We start from the raw sequence: 20,967 nt of genomic DNA on the forward strand, positions 1-20,967 counted from the left end.
TTTCCCCATGTGAGAGTAGGTCATCGTCAAGATTCATTTCGCAAAACCCCTATCTGCGCGAGCAGGTAGGGGTTTTGTCTTTTCCGCCTTCCGCCAAATTAGCCTAATCGATACCAGACTCAGTTGAGACGAAGCATGCGTGGGAGCGGGCTTGCTCCGCGATAGCAACTGCCCCGCCCGCTCAACTCCTCAAACAACGAGATCGGTGTAAAGGCCATGACACACATCAGCGCCAAACGTCTGCTCCCACAATTGGAGTCAGAGCACTAGAATAGAGCCCACGCTTCCATTCAGATCCCCTTATGCCCAACCCTGTCGACCCCGAAGTGCTGGCCCAATTACCCCTGGACGAACTCGTAGCCTGTCACGAGTGCGACCTGCTGCTGCGCAAGCCGCCCTTGCAGCATGGTGAAAAGGCCCTGTGTCCGCGTTGCGGCTACGAGCTCTACGCTCACCGCTATAACGTGGTCAATCGCAGCCTGGCCCTGGTGCTGACGGCCTTGCTGCTTTATATACCGGCGAACTTCCTGCCGATCATGCAACTGCACCTACTCGGCCAGACCTCCGATGACACTGTCTGGAGTGGCGTATTAGGCCTGTACAACTCACAAATGCAGCTGATCGCTGTGGTGGTGTTCCTGTGCAGCATGGCCATCCCATTGCTCAAGCTGCTCTGCCAATTGGCGGTGTTGCTGAGCATTCGCCTGAACATCGGGCGCAGTTATGGCTTGTTGATCTACCGCATTTACCACCATCTGAAAGAGTGGGGCATGCTTGAGGTGTATTTCATGGGCGTTTTGGTGGCCATCGTCAAATTGGTCGACCTTGCGCAACTGACAATCGGCCTGGGTCTGTTTTGTTTCATTAGCCTGTTACTGGTTCAGGTCTGGCTGGAAGTGGTGATGTCGCCCCACCAGATCTGGGTGGCCTTGTCGGGGGAGGACCTGCATGCGGGCGATTGATGCAGGTATTTTGGTGTGCAATGAATGCCATGAGCTGAACAGACAGCAAGCGGATGCGACTTCGCAGACCTGTACCCGCTGTGGCGCCATCGTACATGCCCGCCGCCCCAACAGCATCGTGCGCACCTGGGCGCTGCTGATCACGGCATTGGTGCTGTACATCCCAGCCAATGTGCTGCCAATCATGACCGTCAGCTCGCTGGGCAAGGGCAGTCCGGACACCATCATGTCCGGGGTTATCACGTTGATGAAGCACGGCATGCTGCCTATTGCTGCGGTGGTGTTCATCGCCAGTATCTTGGTGCCCACCTTCAAGCTGGTTGGCATTGGTCTTTTGCTGTACTCGGTGCAGCGCCATCAGCCCTTGTCGGCGCGCCAGCGCATATGGATGTACCGCTTCATTGAATTCATCGGACGCTGGTCGATGCTGGATATCTTCGTCATTGCCATCTTGGTGGCAGTGGTGAATTTCGGCCGCATCGCCAGTGTCGAAGCCAACCTGGGGGCCATCGCCTTCGCCTCTGTGGTGATTCTGACGATGCTCGCTGCTTTAACTTTTGATCCCCGACTGATCTGGGATAACACGGAGTCGGATGACGACCATGAGTGATGTGCCTACGGCTAAAACCCGCCCAGCTTCGAATTGGTCGGCCATCTGGATCCTGCCGCTGATCGCCTTGATCATTGGTGGCTGGCTCGGCTGGCAGGCCTATCGCGATGCCGGCGTCGAGATTCAAGTGCGTTTCGAGTCGGGTGAGGGGATTGTCGCCAACAAGACCGAAGTCATCTACAAAGGTATGCCGGTGGGTAAGGTCACCGCCTTGGTGCTCGATGCCAAGGGCAGCAATACCGGGGTGATCGCCACCATTGAAATGAACAAGGCGGCAGACGAGCACCTGACCACCGGAACCCGCTTCTGGCTGGTCAAGCCGAGCGTCACCCTCGCCGGTATCTCGGGCCTGGAAACACTGGTATCGGGTAATTACATCGCCGTCGACCCCGGCAAGGGCGAGCCGACCAAGCGCTTCAAGGCCTTGTCGGCAGCGCCGCCGCTGTCTGATGCCGAGCCTGGCCTGCACCTGACTCTGAAGGCCGACCGGCTCGGCTCGCTCAACCGCGACAGCCCGGTGTTCTACAAGCAGATCCAGGTCGGTCGGGTGAAGAGCTATCGCCTGTCCGATGACCAGGACACCGTCGAGGTCAAAGTCTTCATCCAGCCTGCCTATGCCAGCCTGGTGCGCAAACACACGCGTTTCTGGAACGCCAGCGGCATCAGCATCGATGCCGACCTGTCCGGGGTCAAAGTGCGCAGCGAGTCGCTGAGCAGCATCGTTGCCGGCGGTATCGCATTCGCCACCCCTGAACATCGCAAGGACAGCCCACCCACCGACCCAAGCCTGCCATTCCGCCTCTATGAGGACTTCGACGCAGCGCAGGCGGGCATCCGCATCAAGGTTCGGCTGAGCGACTTTGAAGGCTTGCAAGCCGGGCGTACGCCTGTGCTGTACAAAGGCATTCAGGTTGGCTCGCTGAAGACCCTGAAAATCGAAGATGACCTGACCAGTGCAATGGCTGAGCTGACCCTCGATCCGCTCGCTGAAGACTATCTGGTCGAAGGGACGCAGTTCTGGGTGGTCAAGCCGTCCATTTCCCTGGCCGGTATCACCGGTCTGGAAGCCTTGGTCAAAGGTAACTACATCGCCATTCGCCCAGGTGAGAAGGGCGCACGCCCGCAACGCGAGTTCGAAGCCCGGCCCAAAGCGCCGCCACTGGACTTGAAAGCCCCAGGTTTGCACATGGTGCTGTTCGCTGACACGCTCGGCTCGCTCGAGGTTGGCAGCCCGGTGATGTACCGCCAAGTCAAAGTAGGTAGCGTGCAGAGCTACCAGTTCGCGCGCAACAGCAAGCGCATCCTGATCGGTGTGCACATCGAGAAGGAGTACGCCAACCTGGTCAACGGTTCGAGCCGCTTCTGGAATGCCAGCGGCATTACCCTCACCGGTGGGCTTTCGGGGATCAAGGTCAAGAGCGAGTCGCTGCAGACCCTCATGGCGGGCGGTATCGCTTTCGATACGCCAAGGCCGGATGTGAAGCTCAAGCGGCATATTCCACGTTTCCGTCTGCATGACAGCGAAGAGGCGGTGAATCGCGCAGGCACCCTAATCACCATTCGCGTCGATCGCGCTGACGGCTTGAAGCCCGGTACGCCGATTCGCTTCCGTGGCCTGGATGTCGGCAGTATCGAAAGTACGGATCTGACCGATGATCTACAGGCTGTGCTGCTCAGGGCGAGGATTACCGAAGCCGCCGAACGCATTACCCGGGTCGGCACGCAGTTCTGGGTGGTCAAGCCCGCGTTGGGCCTGGTGCGCACTGAAAACCTCGATACCCTCATCGGCGGTCAGTATCTGGAAGTGCAGCCTGCTCTGAAGAACCAGGGCCCTCAGCGTGATTTCATCGCCCTAGACCAAGCACCTGAGGTAGTGGGGCAGGAGATCGGACTGCCGCTGACCCTCAGCGCGCCGCGCCGAGGATCGATCAAGCCGGGCGTGCCGGTGACTTATCGCGAAGTGGCGGTGGGTAAGGTGACAGGTTTCGAGCTGGGCCAGAGTGCTGATCGTGTACTGATCCATATCCTCATCGAGCCACGCTATGCGGCGCTGGTGCGCGGCGGCAGCCGGTTCTGGAACAGCAGCGGCTTTGGCTTCGACTGGGGCCTGTTCAAAGGCGCTACGGTACGTACCGAGTCGCTGGAGACCCTGATAGACGGCGGCATCGCCTTTGCCACCCCTGATGGTGAGCAGATGGGCAACCCGGCGCGGCCGCAGCAGACCTTCGCCTTGTTCGACAAGCCCGAAGAGGCCTGGCTGCAGTGGGCGCCAAAGATTCAGCTAGGCAAGTAGACCCAGCACCGCCCATTCGCTCCCACAAGATCTGCGCTGACTTAACATCAGCGCAGCCCCTATGGGAGCGGGCTTTCCCGCGAAGAGGTCGACGCCGACCCAGACTCAAATCACAGGCAATAAAAAACCGACCCTAGGGTCGGTTTTTGGACAAGCGCGTCGCTTAGGCAGCTGCAGCTTCTTTCAGCGCCTTGATGTGGCCATTCAGACGGCCTTTGTGGCGAGCAGCCTTGTTCTTGTGGATGATACCTTTGTCGGCCATACGGTCGATTACAGGCACAGCCAGGGTGTAGGCGGCTTGCGCTTTTTCGGCGTCTTTTGCGTCAATGGCTTTAACTACATTCTTGATGTAGGTGCGGACCATGGAACGCAGGCTGGCGTTGTGGCTGCGACGCTTCTCAGCCTGTTTTGCGCGTTTCTTGGCGGAAGGTGAGTTGGCCACCGTCGAGCTCCTTGAAAGACTTTAGGAAAATAGCAAACAAAATAGGCCGCGAATCATGCCGATGCATACGACGGATGTCAAGGCCACCTGCAGGGTTCCGCCGAGTGGTGGGTCCGCGAGAGGGAAATATTCCTTTCTGCGCCGCGACCTGTAAACTCGGGAATTTTGGCTCCCCTGCGAAGGCGCGGGAGTATCGCACATCTGGACGTCATTAGTAGCGTCCTCCGTCCCCGGCGTGAAAATTTTTCGATGAACCTGCTCAAATCCCTGGCTGCAGTCAGTTCCATCACCATGATTTCGCGGGTGTTGGGCTTCGTCCGCGACACCATCCTGGCGCGCGTTTTTGGCGCCGGCGTTGCCACCGACGCCTTTTTCATCGCCTTCAAGCTGCCCAATCTGCTACGCCGGATCTTCGCCGAAGGTGCTTTCTCCCAGGCCTTCGTGCCGATTCTGGCCGAGTACAAGACCCAGCAGGGCGAGGAGGCGACCCGTACCTTCGTCGCCTATATAAGTGGCTTGTTGACCTTGGTCCTGGCTTTGGTCACTGCGCTGGGCATCCTTGCCGCGCCGTGGGTGGTCTGGATCACCGCGCCTGGATTTGTCGATGACGCGGAAAAATACGCGCTGACCACCGACCTGCTGCGGGTGACCTTCCCCTATATATTGCTGATCTCGCTGTCGTCGCTGGTAGGCGCGATCCTCAATACCTGGAACCGTTTCTCGGTCCCGGCGTTCACCCCGACCCTGCTCAACGTCGCGATGATCGCCTTCGCCCTGCTGCTTACCCCGTACTTCGATCCACCCATCATGGCCCTGGCCTGGGGTGTGCTGGCCGGCGGGCTGGCCCAGCTGCTGTATCAACTGCCAGCGCTGAAGAAGATCGGCATGCTCGTGCTGCCACGCCTGAACCTGCGCGATAGCGGGGTGTGGCGCGTGCTCAAGCAGATGCTGCCGGCGATCCTTGGCGTCTCGGTCAGCCAGATCTCGCTGATCATCAACACCATTTTCGCCTCGTTCCTGGTGGCGGGTTCGGTGTCGTGGATGTACTACGCCGATCGTCTGATGGAGCTGCCGTCCGGGGTGCTGGGCGTGGCCCTGGGCACGATCTTGCTGCCAACCCTGGCCAAGACCTATGCCAACCGCGACCGCGATGAGTACTCGCGGATTCTCGACTGGGGCCTGCGCCTGTGCTTCTTGCTGGTGCTGCCATGTACCCTGGCCCTGGCGATTCTGGCCGAGCCATTGACCGTGGCACTGTTCCAGTACGGCAAGTTCACCGCCTTCGACGCGGCCATGACCCAGCGCGCGCTGGTCGCCTATTCGGTCGGCCTGCTGGCGATCATTCTGGTCAAGGTGCTGGCCCCGGGCTTCTATGCCCAGCAAAATATCCGCACCCCAGTAAAGATCGCGATCTTCACCCTGATCTCCACCCAGCTGCTCAACCTGGTGCTGGTCGGCCCGCTTGCCCACGCCGGCCTGGCCCTGGCGATCAGCATTGGTGCCTGCCTCAACGCCGGCTTGCTGTTCTGGAAGCTGCGCAGCCAGGACCTGTTCCAGCCGCAGCCGGGCTGGACGCGGTTCCTGCTCAAGCTGGTGCTGGCGGTGGGCTTGATGTCAGCGGTGTTGCTGGCTGGCATGCACTACATGCCAGCCTGGGAGCTGGGCGGGATGCTCGAGCGTTTCCTGCGTTTGGGCGCGTTGATCGCAGCGGGCGTGGTGACCTATTTTGGTTGCCTGTACCTGTGCGGTTTCCGCCCCCGGCATTTTGCCCGCAAGGCCCTGCACTGAGGCGCTGACCGGCCAAGCGTCGGTTTTTCACATTCCACGCCACCCCATGGCGCTGCTGCCTGTCACCAGCGCCCGGGTGTGGTTATAATCGACCACTTTATGAGCAAGAAGCGCGTTATGCAGCTGGTTCGAGGTCTTCACAACCTGCGCCCCGAGCATCGGGGCTGTGTCGCCACCATTGGCAACTTCGACGGGGTTCACCGTGGCCACCAGGCAATCCTGGCGCGCCTGCGTGAGCGCGGCCAGGACCTGGGCCTGCCCACCTGCGTGGTGATCTTCGAACCGCAGCCCCGCGAGTACTTCGCGCCCGAAACCGCCCCTGCGCGCCTGGCCCGCTTGCGCGACAAGGTCGAGCTGCTCGCCGGCGAGGGTATCGACCGGGTGCTGTGCCTGGCCTTCAACCAGCGCCTGAGCAAGCTCAGTGCCGATGCCTTCGTCAAGGCGATCCTGGTCGATGGCCTGGGTGTTCGCCACCTGGAGGTCGGCGACGACTTCCGCTTCGGCTGCGACCGCGCAGGCGACTTCGCTTTCCTGGTCGAAGCCGGCAAACAGTATGGCTTTAGCGTCGAAGCGGCCAATACCGTGGTCCAGGACGGCCTGCGCGTGAGCAGCACCAAAGTGCGCACCGCGCTGGCCAACGCCGACTTCGAGCTTGCCGCGCACCTGCTCGGCCGGCGCTACACCATTACCGGGCGTGTACTGCATGGCCAGAAGCTGGCCCGCCAACTCGGTACGCCGACCGCCAACATCCAGCTCAAGCGCCGCCGGGTCCCGCTCAGCGGGGTCTACCTGACCAGCGCCGAGATCGACGGCAAGGTCTGGCCGGGTGTGGCCAATATCGGAGTACGCCCCACCGTCGCGGGTGACGGGCGTCCTCACCTTGAGATTCATCTATTGGATTTTGCCGGCGACCTGTATGGCCGGCGCCTGACGGTGGAATTCCACCAAAAGCTGCGCGAAGAGCAGCGATTCGCCTCCCTGGAGGCGCTGAAGTCGGCGATCGACGCGGACATCGCCGCCGCACGTGCCCACTGGCACGCTCAACCGCTAACGAAGAGCCTGAAATGACCGACTACAAAGCCACGCTTAACCTTCCGGACACCGCCTTCCCGATGAAGGCCGGCCTGCCCCAGCGCGAACCGCAGATCCTGCAGCGCTGGGACAGCATTGGCCTGTACCGGAAGTTGCGCGAGATTGGCAAGGATCGTCCCAAGTTCGTCCTGCACGACGGCCCACCCTATGCCAACGGCAAGATCCACATCGGTCATGCGCTGAACAAGATTCTCAAGGACATGATTGTCCGCTCCAAGACCCTCTCCGGTTTCGACGCGCCGTATGTCCCGGGCTGGGACTGCCACGGCCTGCCGATCGAACACAAGGTCGAAGTCACCCACGGCAAGCACCTGAGCGCCGACCAGACCCGCGAGCTGTGCCGCGCCTATGCCGCCGAGCAGATCGAAGGGCAGAAGACCGAGTTCATCCGCCTGGGTGTGCTGGGTGACTGGGAGAATCCCTACAAGACGATGAACTTCGCCAACGAAGCGGGCGAGATCCGCGCGCTGGCCGAAATCGTCAAGCAAGGCTTCGTGTTCAAGGGTCTCAAGCCTGTGAACTGGTGCTTCGACTGTGGCTCGGCACTGGCCGAAGCCGAAGTCGAGTACGCCGACAAGAAGTCGCAGACCATAGACGTCGCCTTCCCGGTTGCCGACGCTGACAAGTTGGCCGCCGCCTTCGGCCTGGCCAGCCTGGCCAAGCCCACTGCCATCGTGATCTGGACCACCACCCCGTGGACCATCCCGGCCAACCAGGCGCTGAACATCCACCCGGAGTTCAACTACGCCCTGGTCGATACCGGCGAGCGTCTGCTGGTGCTGGCTGAAGAGCTGGTCGAGGCGTGCCTCAAGCGCTACAACCTGGAAGGCTCGGTGATCGCTACCGCGCCAGGTTCGGCACTGGAACTGATCAACTTCCGCCACCCGTTCTACGACCGCCTGTCGCCGATCTACCTGGCCGACTACGTCGAGCTGGGCGCCGGCACCGGTGTGGTTCACTCCTCGCCTGCCTATGGTGAAGACGACTTCGTCACCTGCAAGCGCTATGGCATGGTCAACGACGACATCCTCACTCCGGTACAAAGCAATGGCGTGTACGTGCCAAGCCTGGAATTCTTCGGCGGCCAGTTCATCTGGAAAGCCAACCCGGCAATCGTCGATAAGCTGCAGGAAGTCGGTGCGCTGCTGCACACCGAGACCATCAGCCACAGCTACATGCACTGCTGGCGCCACAAGTCGCCGCTGATCTACCGCGCCACCGCGCAGTGGTTCATCGGCATGGACCGCAAGCCAAACACCGGCGACACCCTGCGCGAGCGCGCGCTCAAGGCCATCGAGGAGACCAAGTTCGTTCCGGCCTGGGGCCAGGCCCGCCTGCACGCGATGATCGCCAACCGTCCCGACTGGTGCATTTCGCGTCAGCGTAACTGGGGCGTACCGATCCCGTTCTTCCTCGACAAGCAAAGCGGTGAGCTGCACCCGCGTACCGCTGAACTGATGGAAGAAGTCGCCAAGCGCGTTGAGCAAGAGGGCATCGAAGCCTGGTTCAAGCTGGACGCCGCCGAACTGCTCGGCGCCGAAGCCGACCAGTACGACAAGATCACCGACACCCTTGACGTCTGGTTCGACTCCGGTACCACCCACTGGCACGTGCTGCGCGGCTCGCACGACATCGGCCATGCCACCGGCCCGCGTGCCGACCTGTACCTGGAAGGGTCCGACCAGCACCGTGGTTGGTTCCACTCCTCGTTGCTGACCGGCTGCGCCATCGACAACCACGCGCCGTACCGCGAGCTGCTGACGCACGGCTTCACCGTCGATGAAAACGGCCGCAAGATGTCCAAGTCGCTGGGCAACACCATCGAGCCGCAGAAGGTCAACGACACCCTGGGCGCCGACATCATGCGCCTGTGGGTTTCGGCCACTGACTATTCCGGCGAGATGGCGGTCTCCGACCAGATCTTGCAGCGCAGCGCCGACGCCTACCGGCGGATCCGTAACACTGCGCGCTTCCTGCTCTCCAACCTGTCCGGCTTCGACCCGGCCCGCGACCTGCTGCCGGCCGAAGACATGCTGGCGCTGGATCGCTGGGCAGTGGACCGCACCCTGCTGCTGCAACGCGAGCTGGAAGAGCACTACAGCGAGTACCGTTTCTGGAACGTCTACTCGAAGATCCACAACTTCTGCGTGCAGGAGCTGGGCGGCTTCTACCTCGACATCATCAAGGACCGCCAGTACACCACCGGCGCCAACAGTGTCGCCCGCCGTTCCTGCCAGACCGCGCTGTACCACATCAGCGAGGCCCTGGTGCGCTGGATCGCGCCGATCCTGGCGTTCACTGCCGATGAGCTGTGGCAGTACCTGCCGGGCGAGCGCAACGAATCGGTGATGCTCAACACCTGGTATGAAGGGTTGTCCGAGCTGCCAGAAGGCTTCGAGCTGGATCGCGCCTACTGGGACCGCGTCATGGCGGTCAAGGCAGCGGTCAACAAAGAGCTGGAGAACCAGCGTGCGGCCAAAGCCATCGGTGGCAACCTGCAGGCAGAAGTCACCCTGTTCGCCGAAGAAGGCCTGAGCGCCGATCTGGCCAAGCTGGGCGACGAGCTGCGCTTCGTGCTGATCACCTCCGCCGCCAGCGTGGTGCCGTTCGTACAGGCGCCGGCCGATGCCGTAGCTACCGAAGTCGAAGGCCTGAAGCTCAAAGTGGTCAAGTCCGGTCACGCCAAGTGCGGCCGTTGCTGGCACTTCCGCGCCGACGTCGGGGCTAATCCTGAGCATCCAGAAATCTGCTCGCGTTGCGTCGACAACCTGAGCGGTTCCGGTGAGGTGCGCCACTATGCCTAACTCTGTTGCGGGGCGCTTCGGGCGCCTTGCCTGGCTCTGGCTGAGCCTGGTGGTGCTGGTCATCGACCAGGCCACCAAGGTCTATTTCGAAGGTGCCTTGAGCCTGTACCAGCAGATCGTGGTGATTCCCGACTACTTCAGCTGGACCCTGGCCTACAACACCGGCGCGGCGTTCAGCTTCCTGGCTGACAGTTCCGGCTGGCAGCGCTGGCTGTTCGCCCTGATCGCCCTGGTGGTCAGCGCCGTACTGGTGGTCTGGCTCAAGCGCCTGGGGCGCAACGAGACCTGGCTGGCAGTGGCCCTGGCCCTGGTACTGGGCGGTGCGCTGGGCAACCTGTACGACCGCATCGTGCTCGGTCACGTGGTCGACTTCATCCTGGTGCACTGGCAGAACCGCTGGTATTTCCCGGCCTTCAACGTGGCCGACAGCGCCATTACCGTCGGTGCGGTGATGCTGGCGCTGGATATGTTCAAGAGCAAGAAGTCCGAGGAGCCTGTGCATGACTGAGACCCGTATTGGCCAGAACACCGAAGTCACCCTGCACTTCGCGTTGCACCTGGAGAACGGCGACACCGTCGACAGCACGTTCGACAAGGCCCCGGCCGTGTTCAAAGTGGGTGATGGCAACCTGCTGCCTGGTTTCGAAGCCGCGCTGTTCGGCTTCAAGGCCGGTGACAAGCGCACCGTCACTGTCGCCCCAGAAAACGCCTTCGGCCAGCCGAACCCGCAGAACGTGCAAGTGATGCCGCGTTCGCAGTTCGCTGACATGGAACTCTCCGAAGGCCTGCTGGTGATCTTCAACGATGCCGCCAACGCGGAGCTGCCGGGGGTAGTCAAAGCCTTCGACGATGCCCAGGTGACCATCGACTTCAATCACCCATTGGCTGGCAAGACCCTGAGCTTCGAGGTGGAGATCCTCGCAGTGAAGGCCCTGTAAGCCAGGAGCTGAGCATGCAAATCAAACTCGCCAACCCTCGCGGCTTCTGCGCGGGGGTCGATCGGGCGATCGAGATCGTCAACCGCGCCCTGGAAGTCTTCGGTCCGCCGATCTATGTGCGTCACGAAGTGGTGCACAACAAGTTCGTGGTCGAAGACCTGCGCAACCGCGGCGCGATCTTCGTCGAGGAGCTCGACCAGGTGCCGGACGATGTCATCGTCATCTTCAGCGCCCATGGCGTTTCCCAGGCCGTGCGCCAGGAAGCGGCCGGGCGCGGCCTGAAGGTGTTCGACGCGACCTGTCCGCTGGTGACCAAGGTGCATATCGAAGTGGCCAAGTACAGCCGCGACGGGCGTGAATGCATCCTCATCGGCCACGCCGGGCACCCGGAAGTCGAAGGCACCATGGGCCAGTACGACGCCAGCAACGGCGGCTCGATCTACCTCGTCGAAGACGAGAAGGACGTGGCCAGCCTGCAAGTGCGCGACCCTGACCACCTGGCCTTCGTCACCCAGACCACGCTGTCGATGGACGACACCAGTCGCGTCATCGATGCCCTGCGCGCACGCTTCCCGAATATCGGCGGCCCGCGCAAGGACGACATCTGCTACGCCACCCAGAACCGCCAGGACGCGGTCAAGCAACTGGCAGACGAGTGCGATGTGGTGCTGGTCGTCGGTAGCCCGAACAGCTCCAACTCCAACCGCCTGCGTGAGCTGGCCGAGCGCATGGGCACCCCGGCCTACCTGATCGACGGTGCCGAAGACCTGCAGCAAGGCTGGTTCGACGGTATCGGCCGCATCGGCATCACCGCTGGCGCCTCGGCACCCGAGGTGCTGGTGCGCGGGGTGATCGACCAGCTCAAGTCGTGGGGCGCCACTGGCGCCGAAGAGCTCGATGGACGTGAGGAGAACATCACCTTCTCCATGCCCAAGGAGCTGCGGGTGCGTTCGCTGATCTGATCAGCTGCCTGCGCACAGTGGCCTTGCGGCCGCGTCTGTGCGCAGGCTCACCCTGCCGCTAGGCGCCAGCACCACCTGGCGCCGCTCGGCATCGTCGGGCTGGCCGCAGACCTCCAGCGTCCCCCCCAAGAAACCGCCATTGCCCCGCAATGGAATGCCCTGCGCACTGAACCGCACTTCATTACCCAAGCTGCCGACGATCTTCAGGTTTGTGCCAAGACGTTGCTCGCGCAGCAACTCACCGCTGTGCACGCGCAGCACCCGCCAGCCGATCCCCCAGTCACCCTGTAAGGGTTGCACTGCCACCGCTTGTTGCAACAGCAAGGCTTGGCCGCGCGCACTGCGCAGTGCCTGCGCCAGTTCGCGGGCGGCGGTTGCCCGTTGCAGGTCTTTGCTGATTGCGTTGTAGGCCGGCGCCGCAAGCTGTGTCAGAACCCCGGCCAGGGCCAGCGCAAACATCATTTGTATCAGTGTTACGCCCTGTTGCTTCACGCTGCATTCCTCCCTGGAACTGCTTCGCTTTAGCTTTGCGGACGACGGCCAACGGGTCTAGTCGGCCGGATTGCTGGCAGCTAGCGGGAAATTTCCCAAGGAGCACACCCATGCGTATGAGGCAGCGTGGAATGACCTTGCTTGAGGTCATGATTGCGGTAGTAGTGCTGGCGTTGGGCTTGATCGCCAGCGCTGGGTTGCAACTGCGTGCACTGCAGGCCACCGATAGCGCCCGGCGCGACACCCAAGCGGTGTACCTGGCGCAAGGCATGCTGGAAAACGCCAGGGCTGCAGGTCGGCTGGAGGCTAGCGCGCTGTCTCAGTGGCAGGCCCAGGTCAAAGCGTCCTTGGGCGCACGGGCCCAGGGCAGGGTAGTGCACACCGGCGACATGCTGGTGGTGGATATCCACTGGCCGGGCGCAGGCACGGCCGAGCGCCAGGGCATCAACTTGCAAGGCCAGCTATGAGCGCCCGTCAGCACGGTTTCAGCCTGCTCGAAGGGCTGCTGGCATTGGCCTTGGGCCTTACCCTTTTGGCAGCAGCGAGCCAGGTATTCGTCGCGAGTGTGCAGAGCTGGCGGCTGCAAGGCGCTGTAGCGCAATTGCAGGACGATGCCCGCTTGGCCTTGCAGCGCATGGCGCAGGATATCCGCATGACGGGCATGTTCGGCTGCCTGCGCCTGCAACCGAGTCATTTCGAAAACCCTGCACTCGCCACGGCCTTCGCTAGCCCTGTGCAGGTCATCCAAGGCGGACAGGGCCTGAGCCTGATAGTCGCGCAATTACCTGGCAGCGGCAGCCGCCCCGCCTGGACCGTGCTGACCGACTGCCGAAGCTGGGCGCAGGTGAGAAATGGCCCACAGCCAGGCAGCGAGCAGACCCTGGCATTTGCCATCAGTCGACATACCTATCTGCTGCGCGATTCGCGCCTGACCCTGATGCGTAATGGCGCTTCGCAGCCGTTGATCGACAATGTCCGAGACCTGCGTGCAACGCTGGTGGCGAGCGAGGAAGGCGAGCGTGTCGATGTGCAATTGACCCTGTTCGACCCGCAGTTTTCCATCGAGCAACGCCATGGCATCAGTGTGGCACTCAGAAACCGGCTGCCCGAGTCATGAAGCGCCAGCGCGGCATGGTGCTGCTGATCAGCCTGGTGCTCAGTTTACTGCTTGGCTTGCTCGCGGCCTCGGCCTTAAGCGATGGCTTGCTGCAGACACGCCTGGCCAGTCAGTTGCTGGCCAACGCGCGCGCCCTGGAGCAAGCCGAAGCAGCCCTGCTGGAGGGCGCGGCGCGGCTGGTGCTTGCTCCGCCGCCAGCCTGCCAACCGTGCATGCCCCCAGGGGATGCGTTCGACCTACGAGGCAGGCAGGGCGGCTGGCAAGCTGGCAACAGCGGCTTTTTCTTTTTGCAGAACCTGGGCGAGAGCTCCCGGGCCGCGCACCTGCCGGCAGGCTTGCAGGTGACCTTGTATCGGGTCACTGCGGTAAGTCAGCAGAGCAACGCGCGGCAGGTGCTGGAAGCGGTGTACGCGATTGAAGCCGGTCAACCCACTGCGCTGCACAGAATCCTCTGGCGGCAGAGATTGAGGGAGCCATGACATGCAGCAAGGCCTGAGCCTGATCGAGTTGTTGATTGTCGTGGCCGTCACCGGCATTCTGGCAGCCATTGCCTACCCCAGTTACAGCGACCAGTTGCGCCGCGCCGCGCGCAGCGAAGTGGTCGGCCTGCTGCATGACGCCGCCTTGCGCCTGGAGCGCCACCATGCGCAGAGCGGACAGTACGTCGACAGCGACCATCAGCTAGTTTCCTTGCCCGCCGGCAGCCGCTATTACAGCCTGCACGCGCAACGTGACGACGAGCGCTTTCGGCTGCTGGCCAGGCGCTTGCCGGGTAGCTTGATGGAGCATGACCGCTGTGGCGATTTTCAGCTCGACCAGGCGGGTGTGCGCAGCAACCCCAGCAGCGAGGGCGATGAGCGCGACTGCTGGGGCGGTTGAACGGGGATATCTCGGTTTTTTCAGGTGTTGGATCGACAGATGAGCAAGCAAGTAGTGATTGTCGGCGGTGGGGTGATCGGCCTGCTGACTGCGTTCAACCTGGCGGCAAAGGTCGACCAGGTGGTGGTATGTGATCAAGGCGAAGTCGGCCGCGAATCGTCCTGGGCCGGTGGCGGCATCGTCTCGCCGCTCTATCCCTGGCGCTACAGCCCGGCCGTGACCGCCCTGGCGCACTGGTCGCAGGATTTTTATCCACAGCTGGGCGAGCGCCTGTTCGCCAGTACAGGTGTCGATCCCGAAGTGCACACCACCGGCCTGTACTGGCTCGACCTCGATGACCAAGCTGATGCGTTGGCTTGGGCCGAGCGCGAGCAGCGTCCGCTGAGCGCTATGGATATCTCGGCCGCGTACGACGCCGTGCCCGTGCTGGGTGCGGGCTTCAAGCGGGCGATCTTCATGGAGGGCGTGGCCAACGTGCGTAATCCGCGCTTGGTCAAATCGCTCAAGGCCGCGCTGCTGGCGCTGCCGAACGTGAGCTTGCGCGAGCACTGCCAGATCACAGGTTTCTGTCAGCACGCTGGACGCATCACTGGCGTGCAGAGCGCCGAAGGTGTGCTCAGTGCCGATGAGGTGGTGCTCAGCGCTGGCGCTTGGAGTGGCGATCTGCTGCGCACGCTGGGCCTGGAGTTGCCGGTCGAGCCGGTCAAAGGGCAGATGATCTTGTTCAAGTGCGCGGAAGATTTCTTGCCGAGCATGGTCCTGGCCAAAGGGCGTTATGCGATCCCTCGGCGCGATGGGCATATTCTGGTGGGCAGTACCCTGGAGCATGCGGGCTATGACAAGACGCCGACCGAGGATGCGCTTGAAAGCTTGAAAGCCTCGGCGGTGGAGCTGTTACCGGCGTTGGCCGATGCCACTGTGGTGGGGCATTGGGCGGGGTTGCGGCCAGGCTCGCCTGAGGGCATTCCGTATATCGGGCCGGTGCCGGGGCATCAGGGGTTGTGGTTGAACTGTGGGCATTACCGCAATGGCCTGGTGCTGGCGCCAGCATCGTGCCAGCTGTTTTGCGATCTGTTGACCGGTGCCGAGCCGATCATCGATCCCGCGCCGTACGCCCCGGCTGGGCGTTTGGGCTGAAATCGCTATCGCGGGGCAAGCCCGCTCCCACGCAGGGCCACTTGACGTAAGCGGGCTTGCAACTTGATGTAAGCGGGCTTGCAACTTGGCGTGGGAGCGGGCTTGCCCCGCGATAGCGATGGCGAAGGCACCGCTTAACCCACGACTGGCGCCTGCAAATGCCGACTCGGATAATGCTGCTCATACACCTTGCACACCCGCAACACCTGCTCATCGGCAAATCGCCCAGCCACCACCTGCAGCCCCACCGGTAGCCCCTCGCGAGTAAACCCGCAAGGCACCGACGCCGCTGGCTGCTGGGTCAAGTTGAACGGATAGCTGAACGGCGTCCACTCCATCCACTGGCCCATGCCTGACCCAGGCGGCACATTGTGCCCGGCCTCGAACGCCACCAGCGGCATCATCGGCGACACCAGCACGTCATAGCGCTGATGGAAGGCATTCATCCGCGCCACCAACTCAGCCCGTGCTTCCAGTGCCTCGGTGTACTGATTCAGGCTGATATCCGCACCGCGCTCGGCGATCCAGCGCAACCCCGGGTCGAGCAGGTCACGCTGCGCCGGCGACAATTGGCTGGCCAGCCGCGCCGCCCCGGCGAACCACAAGGTGTTGAAGGTATCGAGCGGATCGGCAAAACCCGGATCGACTTCCTCCACCTGCGCGCCCAACCGTGCCAGGCGTTGCACTGCTTGCGCGGTCAGCGCCTGAATCTGCGGGTCGACCTTCACGTAGCCAAAATCGGCGCTGTAGGCGATGCGCAGGCCGTTCAGATCTTGATCGTCACTCAACCACGGCACCTGCCGCGGCGCCCCGGCCAGGCCGTCGCGTGGATCGGGCCGAGCCACGCAATCGAGCATCAGCACCGCATCATCGACCGTTCGGGTCATCGGCCCCAGGTGCGACAGCAGGGTCATGGCGCTGGCCGGCCACTGCGGCACATAACCAAAGGTCGGCTTGATCCCGAAGGTGCCAGTGAAGGCACAGGGAATGCGGATCGAACCACCGGCATCGCTGCCCTGATGCAACACGCCAAGGTTGAGCGCTGCTGCCGCCGCCGCACCGCCCGACGAGCCACCTGCGGTCAGGCGCGTGTCCCAAGGATTGCGGGTAATGCCATACAGCGGATTGTCAGTGACGCCTTTCCAGCCGAACTCGGGCGTGGTGGTCTTGCCCACCAGTACCGCCCCGGCCTCACGCATGAAGGCAGAGAAGGGCGCGTCCACCTCCCAAGGGCCAGCCGCCGACGTGGTCAGCGAGCCCTTGCGCGTGGGCATGCCGCGGGTCAGGGTCAGGTCTTTGATCGAAGCAGGCACGCCATCCAGCCGGCCACAGGGTTCGCCGCGCTGCCAGCGTTGTTCGCTGGCGCGGGCGGCGGCGCGAGCGCCTTCGCCGTCGACATGGCAATAGGCGTTCACCGCCGGATTGTGGCGATCGATGCGCGCCAGTACATCGTCAACTACTTCAACAGGTGACAGCTGGCGCTGGCGGAACAGCTCGAGCAGTTCGACGGCGGTGAGTTCGCCGATAGCGGTCTTGCCAGTCATCTCAATGGGCTCCCTGATTGGCGGCCTGGAACATGGCGCGCAGCAGTACGTCGCAGCCGTCGGCCAGATCCTGTGGCGCGGCGTTCTCGATCTCGTTATGGCTGATACCACCTTCGCACGGCACGAAGATCATCCCGGCAGGGCCCAGCTCGGCGACGAAGATCGCATCGTGGCCAGCGCCGCTGACGATATCCATATGGCTCAGGCCCAGCTCGCGGGCGCCCTGGCGCACGGCATCGACGCACTGCTCGGCGAAGTACAGCGGGGGGAAGTCGGCAGTCGGCGTGAGTTCGACGCTCAGGCCATGCTTGGCCGCGCTCGCCTCGATCACTTCGCGCACCTCGGCGACCATCGCGTCGAGGTGGCCGGGGTCGAGGTGGCGCAGGTCGATGGTCATCTGCACCTGCCCAGGAATGACGTTGCGCGAGCCAGGGTGCACGTTCAGGCAACCGACCGTGCCACAGGCGTGCGGCTGGTGAGCGTGGGCGATGCGGTTGACCGCCGCGACCACTTCAGCGGCGCCGACCAGGGCGTCTTTACGCAGGCGCATTGGGGTAGGGCCGGCGTGGGCTTCGACGCCGGTCAGCACCAGGTCGAACCACTTCTGCCCCAGGCAGCCCTGCACCACGCCGATCGTGGTACGCAGGTCTTCGAGCACCGGCCCCTGCTCGATATGCGCCTCGAAATAGGCGCCCACCGCATGCCCGGTCGGCACGCGTGGGCCGGCATAGCCGATGCGCTGCAACTCAGCCCCCACCGACAGCCCCTGATCGTCGACCTTGTCCAAGGTCTCCTGCAGGCCGAACTTGCCGGCAAACACGCCTGAACCCATCATGCACGGCGGGAAGCGCGAGCCCTCCTCGTTGGTCCACACCACCACTTCCAGTGGCGCTTCGGTGCTCAGGCCAAGGTCATTGAGGGTGCGGATCACCTCCAGCCCGGCCATCACCCCATAGCAGCCGTCGAACTTGCCGCCGGTGGGCTGGGTGTCGATATGGCTGCCGGTCATCACCGGTGGCAAGTCAGGATTACGCCCCGGCCGACGGGCGAAGATATTGCCAATGGCGTCAACGCTCACCGTACATCCGGCATCCGTGCACCACTGCACGAACAGGTCGCGTGCCTGGCGGTCGAGGTCGGTCAGGGCCAGGCGGCACACGCCACCCTTTTGCGTGGCACCCAGGCGGGCCAGGTCCATCAACGATTGCCACAGGCGTTCGCGGCTGACCAGCGCGCCTTGGCCAAGCAGGTGTTGCGAGGGATCGATGCGGGTATTCATGGTCCATCTCTCCTAATGCAAATCTCATGGATTTAGCAGGGACCCTGTAGGAGCGGGCTTGCCCGCGAAGAGGCCGGTTCAGGCCTCATCGGTGGATGGCAAGGGCTGCGCCCTTGTTCGCGGGCAAGCCCGCTCCCACAGGGTTTTGTAGTGTCTGCACAGCGTCCGGGGCTAGGCGCTCAGGGCCAGGTAGCGGTTCTTGATGCTTGGGTCGGCGCGAAACTGCTCGGCGCTGCCCTGGTAGGCCACCCGGCCTTGTTCGAGCACGTAGTGGCGGTCGGCGAGGGCGTCGCAGACCTTGAGGTTCTGCTCCACCAGCAGGATCGACAGGCCTTCGTCCTTGATCCGCCGCAGGATCTTCACCAGCTCATCGACGATCACCGGCGCCAGGCCCTCGGTCGGCTCATCGAGAATCAGCAGTTTCGGGTCGTTGAGTAGCGCACGGGCGATAGCCAGCATCTGCTGTTCACCGCCAGACAGGGCAAAGCCATTGTTGCGCCGGCGCTCCTTGAGCCGTGGGAACATCGCGTAGACATCCTCCAGCTGCCAGCGGCTGTCCTTGCGCGCGGCAATCTTGAGATTCTCCTCGACGTTGAGCTGGCGGAAGATCCCGCGATGCTCGGGCACCAGTGCGATGCCCTGGCGAGCGATGTCGAAGATCTCGCGGCCAACCAACGCCTGGCCGTTGAACTGGATCTGCCCCTGCCGGGGCCGGACGATGCCGAGAATGCTGCGCAGGGTGGTGGTCTTGCCGGCGCCGTTGCGTCCGAGCAGGGTCACCAGTTCACCGGCCTCCACTTTCAGTGAGACCCCTTCGAGCACATGGCTCTTGTCGTAGTAGGAATGGATCGAATCGACGCTGAGCATCAGGCGGCCTCTCCAAGGTAGGCGGTGCGCACGCGCTCGTCGTTGCGCACCTGGTCCGGGGTGCCCTCGACCAGGATCTGGCCGTGGCTCATGACAGTGATGCGCTGGCTGATCGACATGACGATGCTCATGTTGTGCTCGATCAGCAGCACGGTATGGTCGCGACCCAGGTCGCTGATCAGCTCGGTCATCACCGGAATGTCATCGATGCCCATGCCCGAGGTGGGCTCATCGAGCATCAGCAGGGTAGGCTTGGCGCAAATCGACATGCCCACTTCCAGCACCCGCTGCTGGCCGTGCGACAGCTCGCCAGCCAGGGTTTCGGCGCGGCCGTTGAGCTTGAGCCGCTCCAGCACCTGGTCGGCGGTGTCCCAGTGGCTGCGCTTGTGCTCGACACTGCGCCAGAAGTTCAGCGCACCGAGGCCATCGCGGCCTTGCGCGGCCAGGCGCAGGTTCTCGCGCACGCTGAGGTTCTGGAACAGGCTGGTGAGCTGGAACGAGCGCGCCATGCCCAGCGCCACCCTGCCGTGGGAGGGTTTGCGGATGATGTCCTGGTCGTTGAACAGGATCTTGCCAGCGGTGGCCTGGCGCTCGCCGGTCAGGCAGTGGAACAGGCTGGTCTTGCCGGCGCCGTTGGGGCCGATGACCGTGTGGATGGTGCCCGCGCGGACCTTCAGGTCTACCCCATCGACGGCGCGGAACGGCCCATAGGCCAACTGCAGATTGCGGGTTTCCAGGAGAAATTCACTCATCACAGGGTCTCCTTGGTCTTGGCATCGAGGGTGCGCGAGGGTTGCAGACGCTTGACCAGGTCGGCCAGGCCGCCCCACAAGCCGCCACGCATGAACACCACCACCAGGATCAGAATCGCCCCCAGCAGCATCAGCCAGCGCGGCCATAGCTCCGACAGCACATCGCCAAGCACGACGATGGCGCCGGCGCCCAGTAGCGAGCCGAACAGCGAGCCGGTGCCGCCGACGATGGTCATGATCAGGATGTTTTCGCTCATCATCAGGTCGATGTTCGACAGCGGCGCGAAGTGCAGCAGCATCGCGTACAGCGCCCCGGCGATGCCGGTGATGGCGCCAGACAACATGAACACCAGGATCTTGAAGTGGCGGATGTCGTAGCCAATCGCCGCGGCGCGGGTCTCATTCTCGCGGATCGCCAGCAAGGTGCTGCCAAAGGGCGAACGGATCACCCGCAGTGCGCCAGCGAAGATCAGCAAGAACAACACGGCGACGAAGGCATAGAAGTGCCGTGGGTCAGCCAGGTCGACCAGCACGTGGCCAGCGATCTCGATGTTCGGCCGCGGCACATCGAGCAGGCCGTTGTCGCCGCCGGTCCAGCCGCTCAGGGTGTAGGCGAGGAAATACGCCATCTGGCTGAAGGCCAAGGTCAGCATGACGAAGTAGATGCCCTTGCGGCGGATCGCCAAGGCGCCCACCAGCAACGCCAACAGGGCACCGAACAGCGCCGCGCCGACCAGCGCGCCGAGCATGCCCCAGTGCAGGTGGATCATCAGCAGCGCCGCGCCATAGGCGCCCGCGCCGAAGAAGATGCCCTGGCCGAACGACAGCAGCCCGGTGTAGCCCAGCAGCAGGTTACAGGCCAGCGCCGCGAGACCGAAGATCAGGATCTCGGTAGCCAGGGTCGCCGACGGCAAGATCAGCGGCAGGCCGATCAGGCTGACGATCAGCAGCAACAGCAGGGCAGGGCCGTGACCCTTGGCCACTGCCAGTGGATTCTTGTCAGTCATGT

The 20,967-nt window shown here is 63.1% G+C and carries 21 protein-coding genes; 14 read left to right on the forward strand and 7 right to left on the reverse strand.

Annotated features, from left to right (window positions below):
• Positions 1 to 302 precede the first annotated feature (302 nt).
• From ACI2JX_RS10210 to ACI2JX_RS10220, 3 genes are read left to right on the forward strand one after another with little or no spacing between them, the layout of a single operon-like run.
• Positions 303 to 962: a paraquat-inducible protein A gene (locus tag ACI2JX_RS10210; protein ID WP_392464105.1), complete on the forward strand. Its 660-nt coding sequence runs from the start codon at positions 303 to 305 to the stop codon at positions 960 to 962.
• Complete coding sequence (locus ACI2JX_RS10215; RefSeq protein WP_264237201.1) at positions 949 to 1,572, forward strand: paraquat-inducible protein A; 624 nt, start codon at positions 949 to 951, stop codon at positions 1,570 to 1,572. Before ACI2JX_RS10210 ends, ACI2JX_RS10215 begins: the two co-directional genes overlap by 14 nt.
• The gene (locus tag ACI2JX_RS10220; protein ID WP_264237200.1) at positions 1,565 to 3,865 is read left to right on the forward strand and encodes a PqiB family protein; all 2,301 of its coding nucleotides are present in this window, start codon (positions 1,565 to 1,567) and stop codon (positions 3,863 to 3,865) included. Before ACI2JX_RS10215 ends, ACI2JX_RS10220 begins: the two co-directional genes overlap by 8 nt.
• Before the next feature lie 163 nt (positions 3,866 to 4,028).
• Here ACI2JX_RS10220 and rpsT read toward each other — a convergent pair whose 3' ends face one another.
• Positions 4,029 to 4,307, reverse strand: a complete 279-nt coding sequence (gene rpsT / locus ACI2JX_RS10225) for a 30S ribosomal protein S20 (protein WP_010220592.1) — start codon at positions 4,305 to 4,307, stop codon at positions 4,029 to 4,031.
• 249 nt (positions 4,308 to 4,556) lie between these two features.
• Between rpsT and murJ the strand changes: the two genes are divergently transcribed.
• From murJ to ispH, 6 genes are all read left to right on the forward strand, one after another.
• On the forward strand, positions 4,557 to 6,095 hold the full coding sequence (gene murJ / locus ACI2JX_RS10230) for a murein biosynthesis integral membrane protein MurJ (protein WP_404690014.1): 1,539 nt from the start codon (positions 4,557 to 4,559) through the stop codon (positions 6,093 to 6,095).
• Positions 6,096 to 6,212: 117 nt separating this feature from the next.
• Positions 6,213 to 7,163, forward strand: a complete 951-nt coding sequence (gene ribF, locus ACI2JX_RS10235; protein WP_404690174.1) for a bifunctional riboflavin kinase/FAD synthetase — start codon at positions 6,213 to 6,215, stop codon at positions 7,161 to 7,163.
• Positions 7,160 to 9,991: an isoleucine--tRNA ligase gene (ileS, locus tag ACI2JX_RS10240; protein WP_264237198.1), complete on the forward strand. Its 2,832-nt coding sequence runs from the start codon at positions 7,160 to 7,162 to the stop codon at positions 9,989 to 9,991. Before ribF ends, ileS begins: the two co-directional genes overlap by 4 nt.
• Entirely contained in the window at positions 9,984 to 10,499 is a 516-nt protein-coding gene (lspA, locus tag ACI2JX_RS10245) for a signal peptidase II (RefSeq protein WP_404690015.1), read from the forward strand. Before ileS ends, lspA begins: the two co-directional genes overlap by 8 nt.
• Positions 10,492 to 10,929 carry an FKBP-type peptidyl-prolyl cis-trans isomerase gene (gene fkpB / locus ACI2JX_RS10250; protein ID WP_186553670.1) on the forward strand — a complete coding sequence of 146 codons (438 nt, stop codon included), beginning with the start codon at positions 10,492 to 10,494 and terminating at the stop codon, positions 10,927 to 10,929. Before lspA ends, fkpB begins: the two co-directional genes overlap by 8 nt.
• A 14-nt stretch (positions 10,930 to 10,943) precedes the next feature.
• Positions 10,944 to 11,891, forward strand: coding sequence for a 4-hydroxy-3-methylbut-2-enyl diphosphate reductase (gene ispH / locus ACI2JX_RS10255; protein WP_404690016.1), 948 nt, complete (start codon positions 10,944 to 10,946; stop codon positions 11,889 to 11,891).
• Here the strand turns inward: ispH and ACI2JX_RS10260 are convergent, their stop codons facing one another.
• Complete coding sequence (locus tag ACI2JX_RS10260; RefSeq protein WP_404690017.1) at positions 11,892 to 12,383, reverse strand: GspH/FimT family pseudopilin; 492 nt, start codon at positions 12,381 to 12,383, stop codon at positions 11,892 to 11,894.
• Between the two features lie 110 nt (positions 12,384 to 12,493).
• On the opposite strand from ACI2JX_RS10260, the gene pilV reads away from it, so the two are divergent.
• Genes pilV through thiO form a run of 5 tightly spaced genes read left to right on the forward strand, consistent with a single transcriptional unit; the run spans position 12,494 to position 15,516 of the window.
• Positions 12,494 to 12,850 (forward strand): type IV pilus modification protein PilV, encoded by a 357-nt coding sequence (pilV, locus tag ACI2JX_RS10265; RefSeq protein ID WP_404690018.1) that lies wholly within the window; start codon positions 12,494 to 12,496, stop codon positions 12,848 to 12,850.
• Positions 12,847 to 13,500 (forward strand): PilW family protein, encoded by a 654-nt coding sequence (locus ACI2JX_RS10270; RefSeq protein ID WP_264237195.1) that lies wholly within the window; start codon positions 12,847 to 12,849, stop codon positions 13,498 to 13,500. Before pilV ends, ACI2JX_RS10270 begins: the two co-directional genes overlap by 4 nt.
• Positions 13,497 to 13,979: a hypothetical protein gene (locus tag ACI2JX_RS10275; RefSeq protein ID WP_404690019.1), complete on the forward strand. Its 483-nt coding sequence runs from the start codon at positions 13,497 to 13,499 to the stop codon at positions 13,977 to 13,979. Before ACI2JX_RS10270 ends, ACI2JX_RS10275 begins: the two co-directional genes overlap by 4 nt.
• Before the next feature lies 1 nt (position 13,980).
• Entirely contained in the window at positions 13,981 to 14,379 is a 399-nt protein-coding gene (locus ACI2JX_RS10280; protein WP_404690020.1) for a type IV pilin protein, read from the forward strand.
• Positions 14,380 to 14,418: 39 nt separating this feature from the next.
• Complete coding sequence (thiO, locus tag ACI2JX_RS10285) at positions 14,419 to 15,516, forward strand: glycine oxidase ThiO (RefSeq protein WP_404690021.1); 1,098 nt, start codon at positions 14,419 to 14,421, stop codon at positions 15,514 to 15,516.
• A 134-nt stretch (positions 15,517 to 15,650) separates the two neighbouring features.
• Here thiO and ACI2JX_RS10290 read toward each other — a convergent pair whose 3' ends face one another.
• The 5 genes from ACI2JX_RS10290 to ACI2JX_RS10310 all read right to left on the reverse strand — a co-directional run bounded on the left by ACI2JX_RS10290 (position 15,651) and on the right by ACI2JX_RS10310 (position 20,965).
• On the reverse strand, positions 15,651 to 17,060 hold the full coding sequence (locus tag ACI2JX_RS10290) for an amidase (protein ID WP_404690022.1): 1,410 nt from the start codon (positions 17,058 to 17,060) through the stop codon (positions 15,651 to 15,653).
• A gap of 1 nt (position 17,061) precedes the next feature.
• Positions 17,062 to 18,339: a Zn-dependent hydrolase gene (locus ACI2JX_RS10295; protein ID WP_264237190.1), complete on the reverse strand. Its 1,278-nt coding sequence runs from the start codon at positions 18,337 to 18,339 to the stop codon at positions 17,062 to 17,064.
• 171 nt (positions 18,340 to 18,510) lie between these two features.
• On the reverse strand, positions 18,511 to 19,206 hold the full coding sequence (locus ACI2JX_RS10300; protein WP_186553679.1) for an ABC transporter ATP-binding protein: 696 nt from the start codon (positions 19,204 to 19,206) through the stop codon (positions 18,511 to 18,513).
• Complete coding sequence (locus ACI2JX_RS10305) at positions 19,206 to 19,958, reverse strand: ABC transporter ATP-binding protein (protein ID WP_312153423.1); 753 nt, start codon at positions 19,956 to 19,958, stop codon at positions 19,206 to 19,208. Before ACI2JX_RS10305 ends, ACI2JX_RS10300 begins: the two co-directional genes overlap by 1 nt.
• Positions 19,958 to 20,965 (reverse strand): branched-chain amino acid ABC transporter permease, encoded by a 1,008-nt coding sequence (locus ACI2JX_RS10310; protein WP_264237188.1) that lies wholly within the window; start codon positions 20,963 to 20,965, stop codon positions 19,958 to 19,960. Before ACI2JX_RS10310 ends, ACI2JX_RS10305 begins: the two co-directional genes overlap by 1 nt.
• Positions 20,966 to 20,967 lie beyond the last annotated feature (2 nt).

Source organism: Pseudomonas sp. NPDC088890 (assembly GCF_044900155.1).
GTDB classification, from domain to species: Bacteria; Pseudomonadota; Gammaproteobacteria; order Pseudomonadales; family Pseudomonadaceae; genus Aquipseudomonas; species Aquipseudomonas urmiensis.

Excerpts from the sequence above, each read along its gene's own strand:
- ACI2JX_RS10305 (WP_312153423.1), bottom strand. The coding sequence starts at position 19,958 with ATGAGTGAATTTCTCCTGGAAACCCGCAATCTGCAGTTGGCCTATGGG.
- ACI2JX_RS10310 (WP_264237188.1), bottom strand. The coding sequence starts at position 20,965 with ATGACTGACAAGAATCCACTGGCAGTGGCCAAGGGTCACGGCCCTGCC.
- ACI2JX_RS10215 (WP_264237201.1), top strand. The coding sequence starts at position 949 with ATGCGGGCGATTGATGCAGGTATTTTGGTGTGCAATGAATGCCATGAG.
- ileS (WP_264237198.1), top strand. The coding sequence starts at position 7,160 with ATGACCGACTACAAAGCCACGCTTAACCTTCCGGACACCGCCTTCCCG.
- ispH (WP_404690016.1), top strand. The coding sequence starts at position 10,944 with ATGCAAATCAAACTCGCCAACCCTCGCGGCTTCTGCGCGGGGGTCGAT.
- lspA (WP_404690015.1), top strand. The coding sequence starts at position 9,984 with ATGCCTAACTCTGTTGCGGGGCGCTTCGGGCGCCTTGCCTGGCTCTGG.
- pilV (WP_404690018.1), top strand. The coding sequence starts at position 12,494 with ATGCGTATGAGGCAGCGTGGAATGACCTTGCTTGAGGTCATGATTGCG.
- ACI2JX_RS10295 (WP_264237190.1), bottom strand. The coding sequence starts at position 18,339 with ATGAATACCCGCATCGATCCCTCGCAACACCTGCTTGGCCAAGGCGCG.
- thiO (WP_404690021.1), top strand. The coding sequence starts at position 14,419 with ATGAGCAAGCAAGTAGTGATTGTCGGCGGTGGGGTGATCGGCCTGCTG.
- ACI2JX_RS10220 (WP_264237200.1), top strand. The coding sequence starts at position 1,565 with ATGAGTGATGTGCCTACGGCTAAAACCCGCCCAGCTTCGAATTGGTCG.
- ACI2JX_RS10280 (WP_404690020.1), top strand. The coding sequence starts at position 13,981 with ATGCAGCAAGGCCTGAGCCTGATCGAGTTGTTGATTGTCGTGGCCGTC.
- ACI2JX_RS10210 (WP_392464105.1), top strand. The coding sequence starts at position 303 with ATGCCCAACCCTGTCGACCCCGAAGTGCTGGCCCAATTACCCCTGGAC.
- murJ (WP_404690014.1), top strand. The coding sequence starts at position 4,557 with ATGAACCTGCTCAAATCCCTGGCTGCAGTCAGTTCCATCACCATGATT.
- fkpB (WP_186553670.1), top strand. The coding sequence starts at position 10,492 with ATGACTGAGACCCGTATTGGCCAGAACACCGAAGTCACCCTGCACTTC.
- ACI2JX_RS10300 (WP_186553679.1), bottom strand. The coding sequence starts at position 19,206 with ATGCTCAGCGTCGATTCGATCCATTCCTACTACGACAAGAGCCATGTG.
- ACI2JX_RS10290 (WP_404690022.1), bottom strand. The coding sequence starts at position 17,060 with ATGACTGGCAAGACCGCTATCGGCGAACTCACCGCCGTCGAACTGCTC.
- ribF (WP_404690174.1), top strand. The coding sequence starts at position 6,213 with ATGCAGCTGGTTCGAGGTCTTCACAACCTGCGCCCCGAGCATCGGGGC.
- ACI2JX_RS10275 (WP_404690019.1), top strand. The coding sequence starts at position 13,497 with ATGAAGCGCCAGCGCGGCATGGTGCTGCTGATCAGCCTGGTGCTCAGT.
- ACI2JX_RS10270 (WP_264237195.1), top strand. The coding sequence starts at position 12,847 with ATGAGCGCCCGTCAGCACGGTTTCAGCCTGCTCGAAGGGCTGCTGGCA.